The following is a 21,231-nucleotide window of genomic DNA, read 5'->3' as shown; positions in this document are numbered from 1 at the left end:
ACAAATGATACCACCATTGCCATCCTATAATATTCAAGAAGCACCAGCCCACATAGAGTGTATTTCCCTCACCGTACAAGACTCAATGGGGGTTAGCTCTATATTCTCTCCTTTCTCAGCCATTCAGAGAAGCTCGATGCAATTCAATGCACTGAAGAATCGCGTCAGCGAGATCAGTGTCTTTCACGAGAATTGGGACGGACAAGGGGCAGCGGCCATTTCGGAAACTGTCTGTAAGAACACCTATAAGTTTTTGGATCAGATCTTGAAGTTTCGCTTCGACACCATGCTTTCTCCCGAAAGCATCACCCCGACACCATACGGCACAATCGTTCTTGATTTCGAGGAGGAAGAAAGTGTAATATCTGTCGAAATTGGAAGAACAGAATTGGGATATTTTACGGAATATAATAGAGATGATCTTCAAGATATATTGTCTGACGGTATAGAAACTGATTTCAGAACATTACCAGAGGAACTCGTTGCAGTCCTTACCATACTTGCAGAAGAGAAAGTCTACACGCATGTTAATGCCTAAAACGATAGAAAGTGATGAACCGTGCGTGCGTTGCATCTTCCATCCGATGATGTATAGCGAACACAAACGGAGCCTGAAAAGAGAAGCTCTCTTGCCTGCCAAGAACAAACGGGAGGTGTCGTTGTTAAGGTTAAGATATATGACCCAGGAGTTCTGTATAAATCATGGTAAGACATTGCAGATGAAAGGCAACACTTTTTGCTGTTTGGCAACTATCACGAAGATTGATATCGAGGAGGTGGATACGGGAGATGGGGTTTCTTGCAACCTACGCTATGCACCCATGCACAAGACAAGAATGCGCAAATATGCCTCACAGCTCATCAAGCGCATGAAGGTCATCTATCAGGTCACTGCATAGACCTTTCTTTCTACCACTACTTTTCATCTTACGATCTCACTATGCACACATCGTGCTGTATTGTGCTTTTTTACAATGATTTATTTTGCGGCACCATGAAAAAGTAGTACATTTGCCACTGAAATTTCACACTAAGAACGTATTACTATGAGTTTGAAAATTGTAGTGCTTGCCAAGCAAGTACCCGACACAAGAAACGTCGGCAAAGATGCTATGACTGCGGAAGGGACCGTGAATCGTGCCGCTTTGCCTGCGATCTTTAATCCCGAAGACTTGAATGCGCTGGAACAAGCGCTCCGCTTAAAGGAACAACATCCGGGGTCTACGGTGGGCATCCTCACGATGGGGCCTCCGCGGGCCGGCGAAATCATTCGGCAGGGACTCTACCGAGGAGCCGATACGGGGTGGCTATTGACCGACCGCCTCTTCGCTGGCGCTGATACGCTGGCCACATCGTATGCCTTGGCCACGGCAATCCGTAAGATTGGCCAAGTGGATATCGTCATCGGCGGTCGGCAGGCTATTGACGGAGATACGGCACAAGTGGGTCCGCAGGTAGCCCAGAAGTTGGGATTGAACCAGGTGACCTATGCCGAAGAGATTCTGAAAATAGAAAACGGCGTGGCCACGATCCGGCGGCATATCGACGGCGGCGTGGAAACCGTCGAAGCACCATTGCCTGTCGTTATCACGGTTAATGGCAGTGCAGCTCCCTGTCGACCTTGCAATGCCAAACTGGTCATGAAATACAAGCGCGCCACTTGCCCGATGGAACGCAAGGCCGACGATGCTTATACCTATTTGTATAAAGAGCGCCCCTATCTGACACTCAACCAATGGAGTGTGGCCGATGTAGACGGCGATGCTGCCCAATGTGGCTTGAGTGGCTCTCCCACCAAGGTGAAATCCGTGCAAAATATTGTTTTCCAGGCCAAAGAGAGTAAGACGCTCACGGCAAGCGATGCGGATGTAGAGGAACTGATCCGAGAATTGTTGAACGAAAAGATCATAGGGTAAGAAAGACGGGATAAGGAATAAGATGGAGAAGGAAGCAAGGAGTGGATTGTCTCTCATTGCATCTCACAGCCTTTCATTGAAAACGCACTATTTCCTACGTATTATTTTCTACTTCCTACTTATTACTTACCTGCTCATAATTAGTAAAAGCAAATGAATAACGTATTTGTATACTGTGAGGTCGAAGGCACCCGTGTGGCCGAAGTGTCGCAGGAGCTCCTCACCAAAGGCCGTAAGTTGGCCGATCAATTGAGTGTCCGGCTGCATGCCGTGGTAGTGGGGACAGGCCTCAAAGGTGCTGTCGAGCAGCAGATCCTGCCCTATGGCGTGGACAAACTCTTTGTGTTCGATGCCGAAGGACTGTTTCCTTACACGTCGGCTCCCCATACGGACGTGCTCGTCAACCTGTTTAAAGAAGAGCAACCGCAGATTTGCTTGATGGGGGCAACTGTCATCGGGCGTGATCTCGGACCGCGTGTTTCATCTTCGCTGACCAGTGGATTGACTGCCGACTGCACGCAGTTGGAAATTGGTGACTATGATGATAAAAAGGCCGGACGTCATTACGAGAATCTGCTCTATCAGATTCGGCCTGCATTTGGCGGTAACATCGTGGCCACGATCGTTAATCCCGATCATCGCCCGCAAATGGCCACCGTGCGTAGCGGCGTGATGCAGCGCGAAATCTTGGATGAAAATTATCAAGGAGAAGTGGTTTATCCCGACGTGGCTCAATATGTGCCGCAAGTGGATTATGTTGTGAAAGTGATTGATCGGCACGTAGAGGAGGCTAAGCATAATCTCAAAGGTGCACCCATAGTCGTAGCTGGTGGTTACGGAGTGGGCAGCAAAGAGGGATTCGATCAGCTCTTCCTCCTGGCCAAAGAACTTCACGGCGAGGTGGGAGCGAGTCGTGCTGCTGTCGATGCAGGCTTTGTAGAGCATGATCGACAGATTGGGCAGACCGGCGTAACGGTTCATCCCAAGGTTTACATCGCTTGCGGAATATCGGGCCAGATTCAACATATCGCTGGTATGCAAGATAGTGGTATCATCATATCCATCAATAATGATCCCGATGCCCCCATTAATCAGATCGCCGATTACGTCATAGTGGGGACAGTGGAAGAAGTGGTTCCGAAATTGATAAAGTATTATAAAAAGAATAGTAAGTAAGTTATGCCAAACTATTATACAGATAACCCCGAGCTGAGGTTTCATCTTCAGCATCCATTGATGCAACGGATTGTTGAGCTTAAAGAGCGCAACTTCGAGGATAAGAACAAGTATGAAGATGCGCCTGTTGATTTCGACGACGCCATTGAGAACTATAACCGGCTGCTCGAAATAACCGGCGACATTGCCGCTAATGTTATAGAACCCAATGCCGAAGCCGTAGATCAAGAGGGACCGCACCTCGTTGATGGTCGGATGCTCTACGCATCGAAGACATACGAGAATTTAGATGCAACCCGAAAAGCCGGACTTTGGGGTATCTCTATGCCTCGCCGGTATGGCGGACTCAACCTTCCGATCACGCCGTATTCCATGGCTTCGGAGATGGTTTCATCTGCCGATGCAGGCTTTCAGAACATTTGGAGTTTACAAGATTGCATCGAAACACTCTACGAATTTGGTAATGAAGAGCAGAGAAAGAAGTATATACCACGCGTTTGCAGTGGAGAAACAATGTCGATGGACCTTACCGAACCCGACGCCGGTTCCGACTTGCAGCGTGTTATGCTCAAAGCCACTTACTCGGAAAAAGACAAATGTTGGTTGCTGAACGGCGTGAAGCGCTTCATTACCAATGGAGACTCTGACATACACCTCGTTCTCGCTCGTTCAGAAGAGGGCACACGAGATGGTCGCGGATTGTCGATGTTTATCTATGACAAGCGTCAAGGCGGCGTAACTGTACGTCACATAGAGAACAAATTGGGCATTCACGGATCTCCGACGTGCGAACTTGTCTATAAAAACGCCAAAGCCGAGCTATGTGGAAGTACCCGGTTAGCTCATCAAATATGTAATGGCGCTGATGAACGGTGCCCGTCTGGGTATTGCAGCACAGAGTGTAGGCGTCTCGCAAGCAGCCTATGCAGAGGGATTGACTTACGCGAAGGAACGCAAACAGTTTGATACGCCTATTATCGAGATGCCGGCTGTTTACGATATGTTGTCGAGAATGAAGGCAAAAGTAGATGCCGGCCGCTCCATTTTATACCAAACAGCCCGTTATGTAGACATCTACAAGGCTCTGGATGACATTTCCCGCGAGCGCAAACTTACCCCCGAAGAGCGTGCAGAGCAAAAGAAATACACGCGATTAGCTGATGCATTCACGCCTCTTGCGAAAGGAATGAACTCCGAATATGCCAATCAAAACGCCTACGATGCCATTCAAATTCACGGCGGTTCGGGCTTTATTATGGAATATAAGAGTCAAAGACTCTACCGCGATGCACGTATTTTCTCTATCTACGAGGGTACAACGCAGTTGCAGGTAGTAGCTGCCATTCGTTATATTACTAACGGAACGTATCTCACAATGATGAAAGAGATGCTCGAAACAGAGGTAGCCGAGGAGCTGCGTCCGCTCAAAGTGCGTGTCGAAGAGATGGTTAAGCGATATGAGCAGAGCATCAATTACGTGAAAGAAAGTGGCAGTCAGGAAGTCAACGATTTGCTTGCGCGCCGCCTTTACGATATGACCGCCGAGATCATTATGTCTCTTTTGATTCTCGATGATGCCACACGCGCGCCCGAACTTTTCACCAAGAGTGCCCATGTTTATATCCGCATGGCCGAAGAAGACGTTTTAGGTAAGAGCGCTTTTGTGACGCGTTTCATCGCCGAAGACTTGAAGTATTATCGGCAAATGCCTATTGAGTAAACTTCGAAGCAGGATTATTCAGGTTGCGAATAGCATATTTTTGTGATTAAATAATGCTATTTCGCGTAAAGGAAAAGTCCGTATCGCAATTGCGATGCGGACTTTTTAGATAGTGATTTTTGTTCATTCGATTTTCCTAAGCACCCAAAGCCATTTTCAACTAACGATTAAACGTATTTCAACTAACCGTTAACAGCATTGCGATTTAGCATTAATTGCGATACAACTAACAGTTAGTCGTAATTGACCTTTTAGTAGATCGAAATTCAGTAAAATATAAAAGAGAATGTTCCCGATGATCAATTCTTGTCTGTCAATGATCAATTGGGACTTCGATCATTCACCAATGATGGTTGCGATTAGGATTCTTTCTTCTCCGTTTTGGCGGAATTCGCAAAGATAAATACCTTGCCAAATACCGAGGTTCAGTCGACCTCGTGTGATCGGGATCGACAAACTCACCCCCGTGATGACCGATTTGACATGTGCTGGCATGCCATCTCTGCCCTCCAATGTGTGTTGAAAACCCTTTGTGTTATCAGGAATCAGCCTGTCAAAAGCAGTCTCTAAATCGCTGCGTACAGCAGGATCGGCATTCTCATTGAGTGAAAGCGCACAACTGGTGTGCTTCACAAAAAGATTCAACACACCCGTCTGCGGCAATGTAGGGAGTCGACGCATGATGTCGCCCGTGATCAAATGGAAGCCGCGCGGATGCGGATCGAGTGTTATTTCCGTTTGAAACACCATCAGCCTTTGAGTATTTGGGCAGCGTGTTCTTTCACTTTGATCTGCTTGGGTGTGATGATTCGCTCGATGACCCCCTGCTCGTTAATGATAAAAGTGGTGCGGAACGTACCGAAATATTTGCGGCCGTACATACTCTTCTCACCCCAAACGCCGAACTGTTCTACCAGTTTTTTGTCCGTATCGGCAATGAGCGGGAAGGCAGTTGATTCTTGTCGATAAACTTGTGATGCGATTTCTCGTCGTCGACGCTCACTCCCACCACGGCGTATCCCTGTTTGCGCAGCTCCGAATAGTTGTCGCGCAGGTTGCAAGCCTCGGTCGTGCAGCCCGAAGTATTATCTTTCGGATAGAAGTAAAGCACCAATTTCTGTCCGGTAAAGTCGACCAATCGTATTTCTTTTCCGTTCTCGTCGCATCCCAAAATGTCGGGAGCCTTATCTCCGATTTCCATGATTTAATTTCCGTTTTGATGTTAAAATGCGTTCGCAAAGATAGAGATAAAAACCGAAAAACATCTAAATGGCTTTCAGAAATATGCTTTTCAGCCCTGTTCGGTCCTCTAATTCTTGCTTTCTTTTCCTATTTTCATTCGGATTTTGTATATGAAACGAATGATTCTCATTTATTTTTTCGTGCTTTACGTTATTTGTTTTGGTTCGCCACTCACCAAAAACAATGAATAGATTTGGGCGAATGCGAGATTTTCTTTACTTTTGCAATGATATAAATATGTATAGAGACAAGTTGATATATGAAGAAACTGATCATGTTCCTCATGCCCGTTTTGTTGCTGATTCCACTGCATGCATCGGCAGATGATTACACAATGCTGTGGCAGCAAGTGAAAACAGCCAGTGAAAAAGACTTACCTAAGACACAGATCAATATTTTAAACAGAATCGTTTCCAAGGCTTCGGCTCAGCGAGATTACGGACATCTGATCAAAGCTCAGGTGATGGCGTTGGGGCTTCAGTCTCGAATTGCTCGCGACTCATTGATGCCCGGGATCGAGAGATTGCAACAAACGGAGGCCCAGTTACAAGGAAAGGATCCTGTGTTGCAGGCCGTTTACCAAGCCATTTTAGGTTTGATTTATCAGGGAGACAGTCGTTTAGATGGTGCAACTAAGCGGAAAAGTCAGGCTTATTTTGATGCAGCACTGAGTGATCCCGCGCTTTTAGCCAGCCAGTCGGCAGGTAGTTATGTTCCGGCTATTACCGAAGTGAAAGACAGCAAGGCGTTTAACAACGACCTGTTGCACGTCATTGGTTTTGAAGGAGCACGCTATCAACAACTCTTCGATTACTATTCCAAGCACGGAAATGAAGCTGCCGCCAGTCTGTGTGCAGCTCGAATGCTCGCGGCCGATAATTGGTTGTGGGGTGGTTGGCGTCAATATTCACGACGCTTACATGTGGCTGATTCGCTGCTCAACGTTTATCAACATGTTCCCGAAGCTGGCGAGTTGGCCCTGACACGCTATGATCTGTTGGCCGGAAGTGGTCAAGCCGATGCCAAAACCAAGTTGGATTACATTCAATATGTATTGAAACAATGGTCCAATTGGCCTCGGGTGAATCAACTGAAAGGGAAAATAGCCGAGCTGACACAGCCCACTTATGTTGCCCAAATCGCTGATCAGCAGGTGCGTTCAGGGCATCCTTTCAAGGTGAATTTATCTCATGTGCGCAATATTTCATCTCTCACGATGCGTATTTGGCGCGTAAACGTAACGGGCGAATATGTTGGCAATCCGATGGATGAGCACGATTTCAAATATCTTTCGAAGCGAATGAAACCATTGCCAGAGGCTACACAAACTCGCACTTATGTCGGCATGCCCAACTACCAATTGTCAACCGACTCGATTACGGTGCCTGGTTTGGCTGCGGGCGTTTATCTATTGGAGTTCAGCTCAGGGCAAACCAAAATCCCCATACAACGCTCGTTGGTTTACGTTAGCGGATTATTTTTACTTAGCGAAGACTTGCCTGACAACTGTTTTCGTTTTGCCGTAGTCGACAGAACCACAGGATTGCCTGTTAAAGGAGCACAGATTAAGTTGCATTATGAAACAGACAAAGGTGAAGACAGCGCATTGCTGAAATGCAATGACAAGGGAGAAGTTTTCTATTCGATTCCCAAAGATTTAGACAACGATATAGAAGTGTTTGCTTATACGTCGTCGGACAAGGGCTTTCAACAAGTTATGCTCCGTGACAGTTACTACTATTATAATAGCGAATCGGATCAATGCAATATCCAACTCTTCACCGATCGCGCACTTTATCGCCCTGGACAGGTCGTCCATGTGGCTGCCATCGCTCATCAAAACATTGATGGCAAGACGCCGAAAGCTGTGAGTGGCGCAAAGATTCGATTGAGTTTGATCGACACCAATTACAAAACGGTGAGTGAGAAATTCGTTACCACCGATGCAATGGGCACGGCTTCGGCCGACTTCCAACTGCCTTCGAGTGGGTTGACAGGTGCTTTTTCTATCCGCACCGATGGTCAGGCGCCGGGTTATGTATCGTTTTCTGTTGAGGAATATAAGCGTCCCACGTTCCGAATAGAGTTCCCTAAGATCAGCCAGAAATATGCTGCCGGCGACACGCTCGTGATCAATGGTAGTGCGAAAAGCTTTGCAGATGTGCCTGTTCAAGGTGCTAAGGTGCGCTATACTGTCACTCGCCGCCTTGCACCTTGGTTCTGGTGGAGAAGTCGCAGAACTCAAAACGAAGAGGTGTTCAGCGCCGATGGTGTAACAGATAACAACGGAAATTTCCCCGTGAAAGTTCCTTTTATTTTGCCGAATGAGGATAATCGTTCGGAATACGGCTTCTACTGCTATGTCGTTTCAGCCGATATTACCGACCGAAGTGGTGAAACTCGCCATGGCGAAACCTGTCTTCCGCTGGGGAGCAAACCCACAGCTTTTCGTTGTGAGATGCCTTCCCAGATTGACAGAGATAGTACGTTGACCCTCAAATTCAATTATCTCAACAATGCCGGAGAACCTATCGATGCTTCGGTGAGCTATTCTTTCGATGGGAATAAGATCAAGCGGATTGCCCGTTCCAACACACTTGTGACGCTGAATGTCAAAGACTGGAAATCGGGTCGATATCAGATGCAGGCCGTTTGCGGCACAGACACGGTGCACAACGAACTGATCGTGTTCAGTCTTCACGACAAACAGCCCGCTATCAAGACGCATGATTGGTTTTATCAGACGGCAAATGTGTTCCCTGCCGACGGTAAACCGGTCTTCATTCAAGTGGGATCGTCCGACCCCGAACAACATATCCTCTATTCGATTGCGACTGCCGACTCTGTGATTGAGAATGGCGTAATCGATCAAAACAGCATGTTGAACACCCGGAAATTCACCTATCAACCGTCGTTCGGCGATGGAATCGCAATCACTTATGCGTGGGTGAAAGACGGAATCATGTACACGCACACCGCCAATATCCGTCGTCCGTTGCCCAATCTCCGGCTCAATGTAACGTGGAAGACATTCCGCAACCGGCTCACACCAGGTCAGAAAGAAGAGTGGACACTGCAAATCACCCGTCCGAACGGTCGTCCTGCCACGGCGCAATTGCTGGCAACACTCTATGATCGGTCGCTTGACGAAATCCAACGATTATCTTGGAGTCTGCCGATTTCGTTGCGTTTGAGTCTTCCCAACATGTATTGGACGAACTATGTAGGCACGAGTTTCAGCGTGTCCGGTAGTTTACCCGTTTCTTATCCCCATGTTGCGCGACTCGAATACAGTCATTTCTCCAATGAAATGTTTCATGCTTTTGACTATATGAGAGATCAAAACGGACTCATTACGGAAGCTTATTCCGTCGCCTATGTTGGTTCGGTACAAACTCGTTCGATGGGCCTTGTCAAGCCGATGGGCGCAAGTGTTGAATCATCAACGCTTAGTGAGCTTGCGTTTAAGGGTATTTCAGACGACGTTCAACCGCAAATCACAACGCAAAAAGATGTTTCCGGTCAGCTGCGTGAGAACTTCAATGAAACGGCATTCTTCTTCCCCGCATTGCAGACTGATACCAACGGCCTGATAACTATGAAGTTTACATTGCCCGAAAGCATCACGACATGGCATTTTATCGGCATTGCCCATGATGCCGAAATGCGTCATGGACAACTCGAAAGCGATGTCGTGGCCAAGAAAACTGTGATGATTCATCCCAATATTCCGCGTTTTGTGCGCAGCGGAGACCATGCAACCATTACGGCACGGGTGATGAATACCACGGATAAAAACGTCGTTGGAACAGCTCAAATGGAGTTGATCGATCCCGAAAATAATCGAGTGGTTTACACGAAAAGCTGCAAATACACGGTGAAAGGAAATGAAACGCAGGCCGTTGCATTTGAATTAAACTTATCGGAAGGCTCTAAGCTCGCCTCGCTTGCTGGTTCTTTATTGATCTGTAAGGTAACGGCTGCGGGTCAAGGATATGCAGACGGCGAACAACATTATCTGCCGATACTCTCCGATCAGGAGTTGGTTACCAACACGGTGGCATTCACCCAACATACACCCGGTACGCAAATGATTGATCTCGACAAGCTGTTCCCCGTGCGCAACGAGCGAAACCGGCTCACGATCGAATACACCGAGAATCCCGTTTGGCTGATGATCCAGGCGCTTCCCTATGTAGGCAACATCTCGAATGGTGATGCCATCAGTCTCGCTTCGGTCTATTATGTAGACAAATTGGCGTCGTCTCTGTTGAAATCAGCGCCGCAGGCCAAACAGACTTTTGAACTTTGGCGGCGCGAGAGCGGCAAGGAGACCTCTCTGATGAGTGCTCTTCAAAAGAATGAAGCGTTGAAATCGCTCGCGCTGAACGAAACTCCGTGGATCGGAGAGGCCGAAAAGGAAGCCGAACAAAAGCGTTTGTTGGGTAATTTCTTCGATGAAACGATGCTCAACAACAAATTATCCACACACCTCAACAAACTCTCCGACCTGCAATTAAGCAACGGATCGTGGAGCTGGTATCCGAAGATGAAAGGCAGTCTTTATGTGACACTCATCGTCACCGAGATGCTTTCACGCCTTAACGCGATGATCGGCAAACAGGCAGAAACATCCCGAATGCTGACATCCGCATTCAAGTTTATGGGTAAAGAGATTCATCGTGAAGTACGGTCTATGAAAAAAGAGGAGGCCCGAGGCATCCAAGGCGTACGTCCAAGCGAGTCTGCCGTACATTATCTTTATCTTTGTGCCTTGGCCGACTCATCGCTTTCGGCCTCAGCTTCGGCCGACAAGGCTTATCTGATGAGCCGTTTGGTCAAGCAGATCAATGCTTTCACGATTTACGGGAAAGCCATTTCGGCAGTCATCTTAGGCAAGAACGGCTATCGCCAAAAGGCTAAGGAGTTTCTCCAAAGCATACGGGAATACACGGTTTATACACCTGAAATGGGACGTTATTTTGATACACCGAAGGCTTATTACAGCTGGTTCGACTATCGAATACCAACAGAGGTGGCAGCCATTGAGGCCATCAGGCTCATCGAACCTACCGATGTCAAGACCGTGGAAGAGATGCAACGCTGGCTGTTGCAGTCTAAGCGGACACAGAGTTGGGGTACCACCATCAATACCATCAACGCCATTTATGCCTTTATGAACGGTAATATGGACAAGCTGGATGTATCGAAAACAGAACAAGCTGTGCTCTCCGTAGACGGGAAACGCCTCGAAACACCGAAGGCAACGGCCGGTCTGGGCTATGTGAAAACCACTGTCAGTGGTGAGAAAGCCCATACTTTCACAGCTCGGAAAACATCTTCGGGAACGTCGTGGGGGACTGTCTATGCGCAGTTTATGCAGAAATCGACCGGTATCAAGGCCGCTTTCTCCGGGTTTAAAGTAACCCGCGAGATTCTCGGCGGCACTCACCTGCGCGTGGGCGACAAGGTAACGGTGCGCATCACGATAACGGCCGACCGCGATTACGATTTCGTTCAGATCGTAGACAAGCGTGCAGCGTGTCTCGAGCCGGCCTCTCAATTGAGCGGATATGCCAACGGTTATTACTGTACACCGCGTGACAATGCCACCCATTATTATGCAGACCGGATGTCGAAAGGCAAACATGTCATCGAAACCGAGTACTACGTAGACCGCGAGGGACAATATTCCACAGGCATCTGCACTGTGCAATGCGCTTACAGTCCGGGCTATTCGGCACGCGCAGCAGCACAGATTCTAATCGTAAAGTAAGGAAATTGAATAATGATAAAAAGACATTTGACGGCCGTTCTCCTGTCAGCCTTATCGGCTCTGACGGTTTCGGCTCAGCGAATTACCACCCAACAAGACCTTATCGATTGCGGACAGGTGCTGTTCAGAAAGCCTGTCACCGTAACGTTTGATTTGAAAAATAAAGACAGTAAACCGCTGGTCATCAGCAAGGTGCTCACTGGTTGCGGCTGTACCGATGTAGAATTTCCCCGCGCGGCGATACCCGGTGGCGAGTCGTTTAAGGTGAAAGTGACCTATGATGCTAAGCAGATGGGGCATTTCGAGAGGCTGATCGACGTTTATGCAGTAGGTGTCAAACGCCCGTTAATGCTGACCTTGCGAGGCGTTGTCGTGTCAGAGGTCGTCGACTATTCGGGTACTTACCCTTATGTGGTCGGCAATCTGCTCACAGATATGAATGAAATTGAGTTTGATGATGTGAGCCGCGGCGAGCGTCCTACCTATAAAATACACATCTTCAACAATGGAATCAAACCCGTGCAACCTGTCGTAATGCACCTGCCCGACTATCTTTCGGCTGCCGTCTCACCGTCAACCATTACTCCCGGACACGCCGGTGTGATGACCGTTACGCTTGATTCGCACAGGCTTCGGGGTTTCGGCCTGACGCAAACTACTGTTTTCCTCGGTATGTTCCCCGGCGATAAGGTGGCCCCGAACAAGGCAATCGATGTGTCGGCAGTGCTTTTGCCGAGTTTCAATCAGATGACTGAAGCTGCCAAACGACTTGCACCCAAGATTCAACTCTCATCCACCGAGCTCCATTTAAACACTCTCGGTGATCGGAAAAAGGCACGCGGAGAGATTCTTTTGCAGAATGTGGGAAAATCGAAGTTGGAAATTCGCAGCCTGCAAATGTTTACTTCGGGTCTGCAAGTGTCGCTGAACAAGACGCGGTTGGCCCCCGGCGAGAGTGCGAAATTGAAGATCACGGCTGTGGCCGAGTCTTTGAAATCGGTCCGAACCAAGCCGCGCGTGCTGATGATTACCAATGATCCCGATGCGCCGAAGATCATCATAACCATCGACGTGAAATGATTCAGATAGAGATAGACAACGGAAGCGGATTCTGTTTCGGCGTAACCACGGCCATCAAAAAGGCAGAAGAGGAACTTTCTGCGGGCAAAACGCTCTATTGTTTGGGCGATATCGTGCACAACGGGATGGAAGTAGAGCGGCTGCACGCCCGCGGCTTGGTAACTATCAATCACGAACAGCTGAAAGACTTGCACGATGTAAAGGTGCTGCTGCGAGCTCACGGCGAACCGCCCGAGACTTATGAGACGGCCCGTCGCAACCGTATCGAGATCATCGATGCCACTTGTCCGGTGGTATTGCAGTTGCAGCGGCGTATCAAACGGCAGTTCGACAGCAAGCCGCAAGCGCAGATTGTGATCTTCGGTAAGAACGGTCATGCCGAGGTTTTGGGGCTTGTGGGGCAGACAGAGAGCCGTGCCATCGTTATCGAAAAGTTTGAAGACGTACGTCATCTCGACTTCAATCGCGACATATATCTTTATTCTCAAACCACGAAAAGCCTCGAAGAGTTTCACCGAATCATCGAATACATCCAGAGCCACATCGCTTCCGGTGCCACGTTCAAGAGTTTCGACACCATCTGCCGACAAGTAGCCAACCGGATGCCGAATATTTCCGGTTTTGCATCCAAACACGAAGTGATACTTTTTGTCAGCGGACATAAGAGCTCGAACGGTAAAGTTCTATATGGCGAATGCAAACGTGTGAACCCAAACAGCTATCATATCGAACGGGCAGAAGAAATCGATATGCATTGGTTTCAGGGTGTTCGGACAGTCGGAATATGCGGAGCCACCAGCACACCGAAGTGTTGATGGAGGAGTGCAGGGATTATATCATCAACCATCTTGCACTTGCATCGACGTCGACTGCAACGCCTCGGGAAAACGAAAAACCTCAAACAAAAGACAACATTTGATCCCTTGATTTTCGATTGCATGCAGAGCACTTTGCCATTCATCATTAAATGCACGGCCAATAATCGTCAGTTGCACGCCGATTAACGGTTGTCGGCAGGCTGATGAACCATCAATTGGAAAACGTATTGCTATTCACCTGAAAACAGAGAACACTCGGAACAAACCAGACAGACCATAAAACGAATAGAAAACAATATGCAGGTTGGTGTCAAGCGCACCCACCTCTATCTTAAACAAATCATGAAATGAACAGAAACTTAACGCTCTCGCTGACAGGGGTCACGCTGGTTGCCCCCGTTTGTAGCGCTTTGGCTCGAAATCATCAGGACCAAACGACAAAACCGATGAACATTGTCTACATTATGAGCGACGATCATTCGTATCAGACAATCAGTGCTTATGACAAGCGATTTATCGATACACCCAACCTCGATTGGATTGCCGACCACGGTGTTCGATTCACAAACAGCTACGTGGCAAATTCACTCAGCGGACCGTCGCGGGCTTGTATGCTGACGGGAAAACACAGTCACGCCAACGGATTTACAGACAATACCAAGACGTTTGACGGCGGCCAGCAAACTTTTCCGAAGCTATTGCAGAAAGCGGGATATGAAACTGCCATCATCGGTAAGTGGCATTTGACATCTGATCCCACCGGTTTCAACTATTGGGACATCCTGATCGGGCAGGGAGATTATTATAATCCTGATTTCAAATGCAACGGAAAACGGCTGCGTAGAAACGGTTATGTGACCAATCTCGTGACAGATCTGGCGCTTGATTGGCTCGGAAACAAACGCGACAAGACCAAACCTTTCTGTCTGTTACTGCACAACAAGGCGCCGCATCGTGTCTGGGCTCCCGACACCTGCGACCTGGATCTTTATTCGGAAAAGATTTATCCCATTCCCAGTACATTCTATGACGATTATGCCGGGCGCAAAGCTGCGGACAAACAAAAGATGAGTATCATCAAGGATATGGACTTGGTGTACGACTTGAAGATGGCAGACAAGGAGAATGAGATACATTCCGATCCTGAATTAGAGAAGTGGGGACGTGCCTCTTATCTGCGGATGACGCCCTCGCAGCGGGCTCAATGGGATGCGCATTATGAACCGGTGATTCGCAAATTCAAGGAGATGAAGCTTTCGGGAAAGGCCTTGGCCGAGTGGAAATACCAGCGTTATATGCACGATTATCTGCGGGTGATTCACTCGATAGACCGAAATGTGGGACGGGTGATTGCCTATCTCCGTGCAAATGGGCTTTTAGACAATACAATGATTGTCTATACATCCGACCAAGGATTTTATATGGGCGAGCACGGATGGTTCGACAAGCGCTTTATGTATGAAGAGTCGTTCCGCACGCCGTTGTTGGTCTATCTGCCGGGAGGTAAGAAAGGTGATATCACGGAGATGGTACAGAACATCGATTACGCACCGACTTTTCTCGATTTAGCCGGTGTCGAAGTGCCGAAAGACATCCAAGGGGTTTCGATGCTTCCGTTGCTCGAAGGGAAGAAAGTGAAGAACTGGCGCAAATCTCTTTATTATCACTACTACGAATATCCTGCCGAACATTCCGTTTGCAGACATTATGGCGTGAAGACCGACCGCTATGTGCTCATCCATTTCTATAACGATATCGATGCGTGGGAGCTTTACGATTTGAAAACCGACCCCGAAGAGATGCACAATCTATATGGAAAGCCGGGTACGGAGAGGATTATCCGCGCGTTGAAGAAGGAGTTGTTAAGATTGCAAGTGCAGTATGACGACCCCATCCGAAAGACCGTTCGCTGATGGAAGTTTAAAAAATGGGAAAACAACGCGTCGCTCATAAGCGAAAGCTCCAAAAAAGGAAAAACAACGTGTCGCTTGCAAGCGAAAGCTCGAAAAAGAAAAAACAATGCGTCGCTCACGAGCGAAAGCTCAAAAATGAGGAAAACAACGTTTAGCTCACGAGCGAAAGCTTAAAAATGAAAATTTGATATCTTTGCACCGAATTAAAAAGGGATAAGGGATGGAAAAGAAGACAATACCTGTTGTGGGAATGGCATGCGCCGCATGCTCGGCCAATGTGGAACGCAAACTGCAGACGCTACCGGGCGTCGTGTCGGCAACGGTGAGTCTGCCCGGGCGCAGCGCTCTGGTGGAATACGATCCCGCACAAATCTCGCTCGAACAAATGAAGAGCGAAATCAACGGAATCGGTTATGACCTCGTGATCGAGCATGATCGGTCGGTCGTGGAGATCGAACGCACGGCGTTTCGGCGGCTCCGTCGCAAGACGATTTTGTCTTGGTCGTTCGCGGCTCTGTGTATGTCGATCTCGATGGGATGGCTCAACATCGGTTCAAAAGCGGTCACCAACCAAGTTGCTCTGCTGCTCGCGCTGGCCAATCTGCTGCTTTGCGGCCGCGAATTTTATGTCATTGCATGGCGACAACTGCGTCACGGGTCGGCCAATATGGATACGCTCGTGGCACTTTCCACGGGTATTGCGTTCGCATTCAGTGCGTTCAACACCTTTTTCGGCGCATCGGTCTGGGGAAGTCGAGGCATCGAGTGGCACACCTATTTCGATGCTTCGGTGATGATTATCACGTTTGTTCTCACGGGGCGACTGCTCGAAGAGAAAGCCAAAAACGGCACGGCGAGCAGCATCCGACAGTTGATGGGATTGTCGCCGAAGACTGCCCGCCTTGTCATTGGCGATGCGGTGGAAGATGTGCCGCTGTCGACCATCGCTGTGGGGGATCTACTCGAAGTGCGGGCGGGTGAAAAAGTGCCGGTGGATGGGCTTGTGACGCAGGCCGAAAGTTTTATGCTCGCCGATGGGGCGTATGTTGACGAAAGTATGATCACGGGCGAACCAACGCCGGCTTTGAAACAAAATGGGTCGCAGGTGTTGGCCGGCACGATTGTTTCGCAGGGCAAATTCCGATTTCGTGCTAAGCAAATCGGCGAGAACACGGCGCTTGCCACATCATTCGAATGGTGCAAGAGGCGCAAGGTTCGAAAGCTCCCGTGCAGCGAACAGTAGACAAAGTGGCGCTCATTTTTGTGCCTTCGGTGGCCGGTATAGCCCTACTCACATTCTTGCTGTGGTGGATTTTCGGCGGTCATGCAGCGCTTCCACACGCCGTTTTGTCGGCCGTTGCCGTGCTGGTCATCGCCTGTCCCTGTGCGATGGGGCTTGCCACGCCCACGGCTCTGATGGTGGGCATTGGCAAAGCGGCGCAAAACAATATTTTGATTAAGGATGCCACGGCGTTGGAGAGTCTGCGATCGGTCGATGCAATGGTGATCGACAAGACCGGAACGCTCACCATTGCCAATCAGAATATCGATTTTACGAAAGCCGACAGTCTGCCTCTTGAAGTGCGCGAAACGCTCAAACCGCATGCCCGCGAGGCTATGGAAGATTTGCAGCGGCATGGTGTGGAGGTCTATATGATGAGTGGTGACAAGGAAGAAGCGGCTCGATTCTGGGCCGAACAAGCCGGAATCGCGCAATATCGCAGCCAAGTTTTGCCGCAGGATAAGGAGGATTTGGTGCGCCGTTTGCAGCAGTCGGGCAAACGAGTGGCAATGGTCGGCGACGGAATCAACGATACCCAGGCGCTGGCTTTGGCCGATGTGAGTATCGCAATGGGTCGAGGCACCGACGTGGCCATGGATGTTGCACAGGTAACACTGATGAGCGACGATCTGCGAAAGATTCCGTCGGTCATCCGATTGAGCCGGAGGACCGTGCGGATGATCTACGAAAATCTCTTTTGGGCATTCATTTACAACATCGTTTGCATCCCGTTGGCTGCCGGCGTGTTGTATATTTTCGGCGTCGATTTCCAAATAACGCCGATGTGGGCGAGTGCATTGATGGCCTTTTCCAGTGTGAGTGTGGTGCTCAACAGTCTGCGATTGAGATAAGTTTCATCCTTTGCTCTCTCGTTGGAAAGAGAATTGCTTTGTCTCAGCCTCTCTTCCAAGAGTGGAGAAAGAGTGGGCATTGCATGATTGCATGTCATGTAACGATTGTTGAAAACATGTTCACATCACCCATCACAAGATGAGGCTGCGTTCCCATTACTGATGAATGGTACGACAACTCATGGTTAATTGCTGCGTGATTAATCATTAAACAACGGGCAATTAACGGTGAATTGCAAATGGTTTTATGTGTGTTTGAAAATCAATTGGATATCAACATAAAAATACCCCTCTCCTTTTGGAAGAGGGGTTGAGGGTGAGACCGTGCCTCGTCAATTACAAACCGAAACGGTAACCGGCTGTGAAGGTGAGGAAACGGTTCTTAGAATGTCTGGTGTCTGAGAGTTCTCCGGTGTAGATATTGGTCAAACCGATGTTGTAACGAATGTCGAGAATCACATTCATATACTCGTAAGAAAAGCCGACCGGAATAGAAAAATCGACGCGACGAAGTTTGTCTCGCAATGCTGTTTTATGCTGTTCGGTGCTGCCATATTGCTTAGCGCCGAGCCGATCCGTGGTGATTGCCGTGCGTTCCGATTTCTCTTTGGCATCTGCCAAAAAGCTCGTTTGAATGCCGGTCTTGATGGCCAAACCGGGAAGCAGATAATAGTTGCCGACCAGTGGCACGTTGATATAATGCAAATCGGTGTGCCAATTGTGATAACCTGTTGATTTCGAATCGCTCTGAAACACCTCCAAATCGGGAAATTTGCTGCCTTCCGTTGCATAATAGGCTCCCAACGCGATGCCGATTTGTCTCGAAACGGTGTATTCTATATCGAAACCCGCTGCCAGTCCGCCGCTATATCGGGAGGCAATTGACTTACCGTCGTGGCCCGTTGCCACTTTTGTATCGGTCGTGTTGGCCACACTCACACCGAGTTTCGGTATGATTGAGATTCGGCCCAAAGCTCCCTGAGCGTTGGCTATATGACCTCCTGCTAAAAGGATCAGCGCTATAAGCAGTTTCTTGATCATTCGGTCTGTTCCTCCTTCACTTGTTGATATGTTCACTCATTCCCTTTATTGGCACGCTTCCGTTCAAGATGATCGAGGAGAATCTTACGCATTCGCATACTCTTCGGCGTCACCTCGACATACTCATCGGCCTTAATGTATTCGAGACACTCCTCTAAACTCATCACGGTTTTGGGTATCACGCGGGCCTTCTCATCACTGCCCGATGCCCGAACATTGGTTAGCTGCTTGGCCTTCGTTACATTAATCACAAGGTCGTTGTCGTGAACGTGCTCACCGACAACCTGCCCTGCATAGACTTCTTCACCCGGATCGATAAAGAATTTACCGCGATCCTGGAGCTTATCGATAGAATAAGCGTAAGCCGTTCCGGTTTCCAAAGCAATCATTGAGCCGTTGACACGACGCGTAATTTCACCTTTATAGGGTTGATATTCTTTGAATCGGTGCGCCATAATAGCCTCACCCTGACTGGCTGTGAGCACATTCGTGCGCAAGCCTATAATACCACGCGAGGGTATGTCGAACTCAATATTCACACGCTCGCCTTGACTTTCCATCGAAATCATCTCTCCTTTGCGACGTGTCACCATATCGATCATCTTGCTCGAAAACTCTTCGGGCACATTGATTGTAAGTTCTTCGATGGGCTCGCAACGTGTACCATCAATCTCTTTATAAATAACCTGTGGCTGACCAACCTGCAATTCATAGCCTTCTCGGCGCATCGTCTCGATTAAAACAGACAGATGGAGCACGCCACGACCGCTGACAATCCAGCTGTCTGTGCTGTCTTCAAACGGGCGCACACGCAAAGCGAGATTCTTTTCAAGCTCTTTCTGCAAACGTTCGTTGATGTGTCGGCTCGTGCAGAACTTGCCTTCCTTGCCGAAAAACGGTGAGTCGTTGATCGTGAAGAGCATACTCATCGTGGGTTCATCGATTGCAATGGGTGGCAACGGCTCCGGATTGTCGAAGTCGCAGATGGTATCGCCGATCTCAAAACGCTCTAATCCGATGACGGCACAGATATCTCCGCTGGCAACTTGCTCTGTTTTGGCGTGTCCCATGCCTTCAAACGTGTGCAGTTCTTTGATTTTTGTCTTTTCCATTGACCCGTCTCGATGACAGATCGTGACGTTCATGCCATCGCACAAAGTGCCTCGATGAACGCGCCCTACGGCTATCCGGCCCGTGTAACTCGAATAATCCAGACTCGTAATAAGCATTTGCGGGGTTCCCTCAATGTGTTTTGGGGCGGGAATTACTTCGATAATCTTATCGAGAAGATAGTTTATATTGTCCGTAGGTGATTTCCAATCTTCGGCCATCCAACCGTTTTTCGCCGAGCCATAGACTACCGGAAAGTCGAGTTGATCTTCTGTTGCGTTCAGTGAAAACATCAAATCGAACACCATTTCATATACTTCCTCGGGCCGACAGTTAGGTTTGTCTACCTTATTAACTACTACCAACGGTTTCAAACCTATCTGCAAAGCTTTCTGCAACACAAAACGAGTCTGTGGCATAGGCCCTTCAAAAGCATCGACAAGCAATATACACCCGTCGGCCATATTGAGAACGCGCTCCACTTCGCCACCGAAGTCAGAGTGTCCCGGAGTATCTATGATGTTGATTTTAGTACCTTTCCAATTGATTGAGACGTTTTTGGAAAGAATGGTAATGCCTCGTTCGCGTTCCAAATCGTTCGAATCTAATATCTGTCCGCTGTTATCCTGTCCGTCACGGAAAAGCTTTCCGGCGAGCATCATCTTATCCACAAGTGTCGTTTTACCGTGATCGACGTGGGCGATGATTGCAATATTCCTGATGTCTTGCATTTTAATACCTTAAAAAAAATTACGATGCAAAAGTACGAAAATTAATTCACAATGCTTCGTTGATGGTCCACAATTCATAGACTAATATGTTAAAAACAAGCAAATTATGAATTATGAATTACGAATTACAAATTAAATGTATTACCTTTGCACTCGCATTTTAGCAAAATAATAATTAATAACAACAAAGCTCTATGTATTTAGACAAGGCAAAAAAACAAGAGATCTTTGGAAATTACGGAAAGTCTAACTCTGATACTGGGTCAGCTGAGAGCCAGATAGCATTGTTCTCATACCGTATTTCCCACTTGACGGAACACCTCAAGCGGAATCATAAAGATCATACTACCGCCCGTTCGTTGACGAAATTGGTAGGAAAACGCCGCGCTTTACTTGATTACTTGTACGATCGCGATATCAATCGCTACCGTGCTATTATCAAAGCTCTTGGACTTCGCAAGTAATGCGCATTTGCAAAAACAGCAAATCGCCGTAAGTTTTTCGATAACTTGCGGCGATTTTTTATGCTTTTGAATTCCTTTCTCAGTATTTCCTAATTCTTATTTTCATTTCGA

Annotated in this window: 11 protein-coding genes and 4 pseudogenes; 11 read left to right on the top strand and 4 right to left on the bottom strand. The window is 48.2% G+C overall.

What is annotated here, in order from left to right:
* Positions 1-4 precede the first annotated feature (4 nt).
* From JCM12259_RS03685 to JCM12259_RS13660, 5 genes and pseudogenes are all read left to right on the top strand, one after another.
* A complete protein-coding gene (locus JCM12259_RS03685; protein WP_148299565.1) occupies positions 5-538 on the top strand; it encodes a hypothetical protein in 534 nt (177 codons plus the stop codon).
* Positions 531-899, top strand: a complete 369-nt coding sequence (locus tag JCM12259_RS03680; protein ID WP_025065457.1) for a hypothetical protein — start codon at positions 531-533, stop codon at positions 897-899. The genes JCM12259_RS03685 and JCM12259_RS03680 overlap by 8 nt, the downstream gene beginning before the upstream one ends.
* A 147-nt stretch (positions 900-1,046) precedes the next feature.
* The gene (locus JCM12259_RS03675; protein WP_025065456.1) at positions 1,047-1,916 is read left to right on the top strand and encodes an electron transfer flavoprotein subunit beta/FixA family protein; all 870 of its coding nucleotides are present in this window, start codon (positions 1,047-1,049) and stop codon (positions 1,914-1,916) included.
* Between the two features lie 153 nt (positions 1,917-2,069).
* Positions 2,070-3,092: an electron transfer flavoprotein subunit alpha/FixB family protein gene (locus JCM12259_RS03670; protein WP_025065455.1), complete on the top strand. Its 1,023-nt coding sequence runs from the start codon at positions 2,070-2,072 to the stop codon at positions 3,090-3,092.
* 3 nt (positions 3,093-3,095) lie between these two features.
* A pseudogene (locus JCM12259_RS13660) lies at positions 3,096-4,812 on the top strand (acyl-CoA dehydrogenase family protein).
* Positions 4,813-5,148: 336 nt separating this feature from the next.
* Here the strand turns inward: JCM12259_RS13660 and JCM12259_RS03660 are convergent.
* Positions 5,149-5,562 (bottom strand): secondary thiamine-phosphate synthase enzyme YjbQ, encoded by a 414-nt coding sequence (locus JCM12259_RS03660; RefSeq protein ID WP_025065454.1) that lies wholly within the window; start codon positions 5,560-5,562, stop codon positions 5,149-5,151.
* Positions 5,562-6,013 (bottom strand): annotated as a pseudogene (gene bcp, locus JCM12259_RS13655) (thioredoxin-dependent thiol peroxidase). Before bcp ends, JCM12259_RS03660 begins: the two are co-directional and overlap by 1 nt.
* Positions 6,014-6,313: 300 nt before the next feature.
* Here bcp and JCM12259_RS03645 point away from each other — a divergent pair.
* The 5 genes and pseudogenes from JCM12259_RS03645 to JCM12259_RS13645 all read left to right on the top strand — a co-directional run bounded on the left by JCM12259_RS03645 (position 6,314) and on the right by JCM12259_RS13645 (position 17,774).
* Positions 6,314-11,830 carry an alpha-2-macroglobulin family protein gene (locus JCM12259_RS03645; protein WP_025065453.1) on the top strand — a complete coding sequence of 1,839 codons (5,517 nt, stop codon included), beginning with the start codon at positions 6,314-6,316 and terminating at the stop codon, positions 11,828-11,830.
* Positions 11,831-11,842: 12 nt separating this feature from the next.
* Positions 11,843-12,910 (top strand): DUF1573 domain-containing protein, encoded by a 1,068-nt coding sequence (locus tag JCM12259_RS03640; RefSeq protein WP_036888486.1) that lies wholly within the window; start codon positions 11,843-11,845, stop codon positions 12,908-12,910.
* A pseudogene (locus JCM12259_RS13650) lies at positions 12,907-13,829 on the top strand (4-hydroxy-3-methylbut-2-enyl diphosphate reductase). The gene JCM12259_RS03640 and the pseudogene JCM12259_RS13650 overlap by 4 nt, the downstream one beginning before the upstream one ends.
* A 246-nt stretch (positions 13,830-14,075) precedes the next feature.
* Positions 14,076-15,641 (top strand): sulfatase family protein, encoded by a 1,566-nt coding sequence (locus JCM12259_RS03630; RefSeq protein ID WP_036888484.1) that lies wholly within the window; start codon positions 14,076-14,078, stop codon positions 15,639-15,641.
* 220 nt (positions 15,642-15,861) lie between these two features.
* A pseudogene (locus tag JCM12259_RS13645) lies at positions 15,862-17,774 on the top strand (heavy metal translocating P-type ATPase).
* Between the two features lie 336 nt (positions 17,775-18,110).
* Here JCM12259_RS13645 and JCM12259_RS03615 read toward each other — a convergent pair.
* Positions 18,111-18,851, bottom strand: a complete 741-nt coding sequence (locus JCM12259_RS03615) for a porin family protein (RefSeq protein WP_148299564.1) — start codon at positions 18,849-18,851, stop codon at positions 18,111-18,113.
* Positions 18,848-20,656, bottom strand: a complete 1,809-nt coding sequence (typA, locus tag JCM12259_RS03610) for a translational GTPase TypA (RefSeq protein ID WP_025065449.1) — start codon at positions 20,654-20,656, stop codon at positions 18,848-18,850. Before typA ends, JCM12259_RS03615 begins: the two co-directional genes overlap by 4 nt.
* A gap of 194 nt (positions 20,657-20,850) precedes the next feature.
* Between typA and rpsO the strand changes: the two genes are divergently transcribed.
* On the top strand, positions 20,851-21,120 hold the full coding sequence (gene rpsO / locus JCM12259_RS03605) for a 30S ribosomal protein S15 (protein WP_021582939.1): 270 nt from the start codon (positions 20,851-20,853) through the stop codon (positions 21,118-21,120).
* Positions 21,121-21,231: the final 111 nt, after the last annotated feature.

The sequence above is a fragment of the Hoylesella enoeca JCM 12259 genome (assembly GCF_000613405.1).
In the GTDB taxonomy this organism is placed as follows: Bacteria; Bacteroidota; Bacteroidia; order Bacteroidales; family Bacteroidaceae; genus Prevotella; species Prevotella enoeca.
Note: the sequence above shows the minus strand (reverse complement) of the source record. Positions and strands in the feature narration are given on the sequence as shown.

Coding starts and splice junctions, on each gene's coding strand:
- JCM12259_RS03660 (WP_025065454.1), bottom strand. CDS start 5,562: ATGGTGTTTCAAACGGAAATAACACTCGATCCGCATCCGCGCGGCTTC.
- JCM12259_RS03645 (WP_025065453.1), top strand. CDS start 6,314: ATGAAGAAACTGATCATGTTCCTCATGCCCGTTTTGTTGCTGATTCCA.
- JCM12259_RS03685 (WP_148299565.1), top strand. CDS start 5: ATGATACCACCATTGCCATCCTATAATATTCAAGAAGCACCAGCCCAC.
- typA (WP_025065449.1), bottom strand. CDS start 20,656: ATGCAAGACATCAGGAATATTGCAATCATCGCCCACGTCGATCACGGT.
- JCM12259_RS03680 (WP_025065457.1), top strand. CDS start 531: ATGCCTAAAACGATAGAAAGTGATGAACCGTGCGTGCGTTGCATCTTC.
- JCM12259_RS03670 (WP_025065455.1), top strand. CDS start 2,070: ATGAATAACGTATTTGTATACTGTGAGGTCGAAGGCACCCGTGTGGCC.
- JCM12259_RS03640 (WP_036888486.1), top strand. CDS start 11,843: ATGATAAAAAGACATTTGACGGCCGTTCTCCTGTCAGCCTTATCGGCT.
- rpsO (WP_021582939.1), top strand. CDS start 20,851: ATGTATTTAGACAAGGCAAAAAAACAAGAGATCTTTGGAAATTACGGA.
- JCM12259_RS03675 (WP_025065456.1), top strand. CDS start 1,047: ATGAGTTTGAAAATTGTAGTGCTTGCCAAGCAAGTACCCGACACAAGA.
- JCM12259_RS03630 (WP_036888484.1), top strand. CDS start 14,076: ATGAACAGAAACTTAACGCTCTCGCTGACAGGGGTCACGCTGGTTGCC.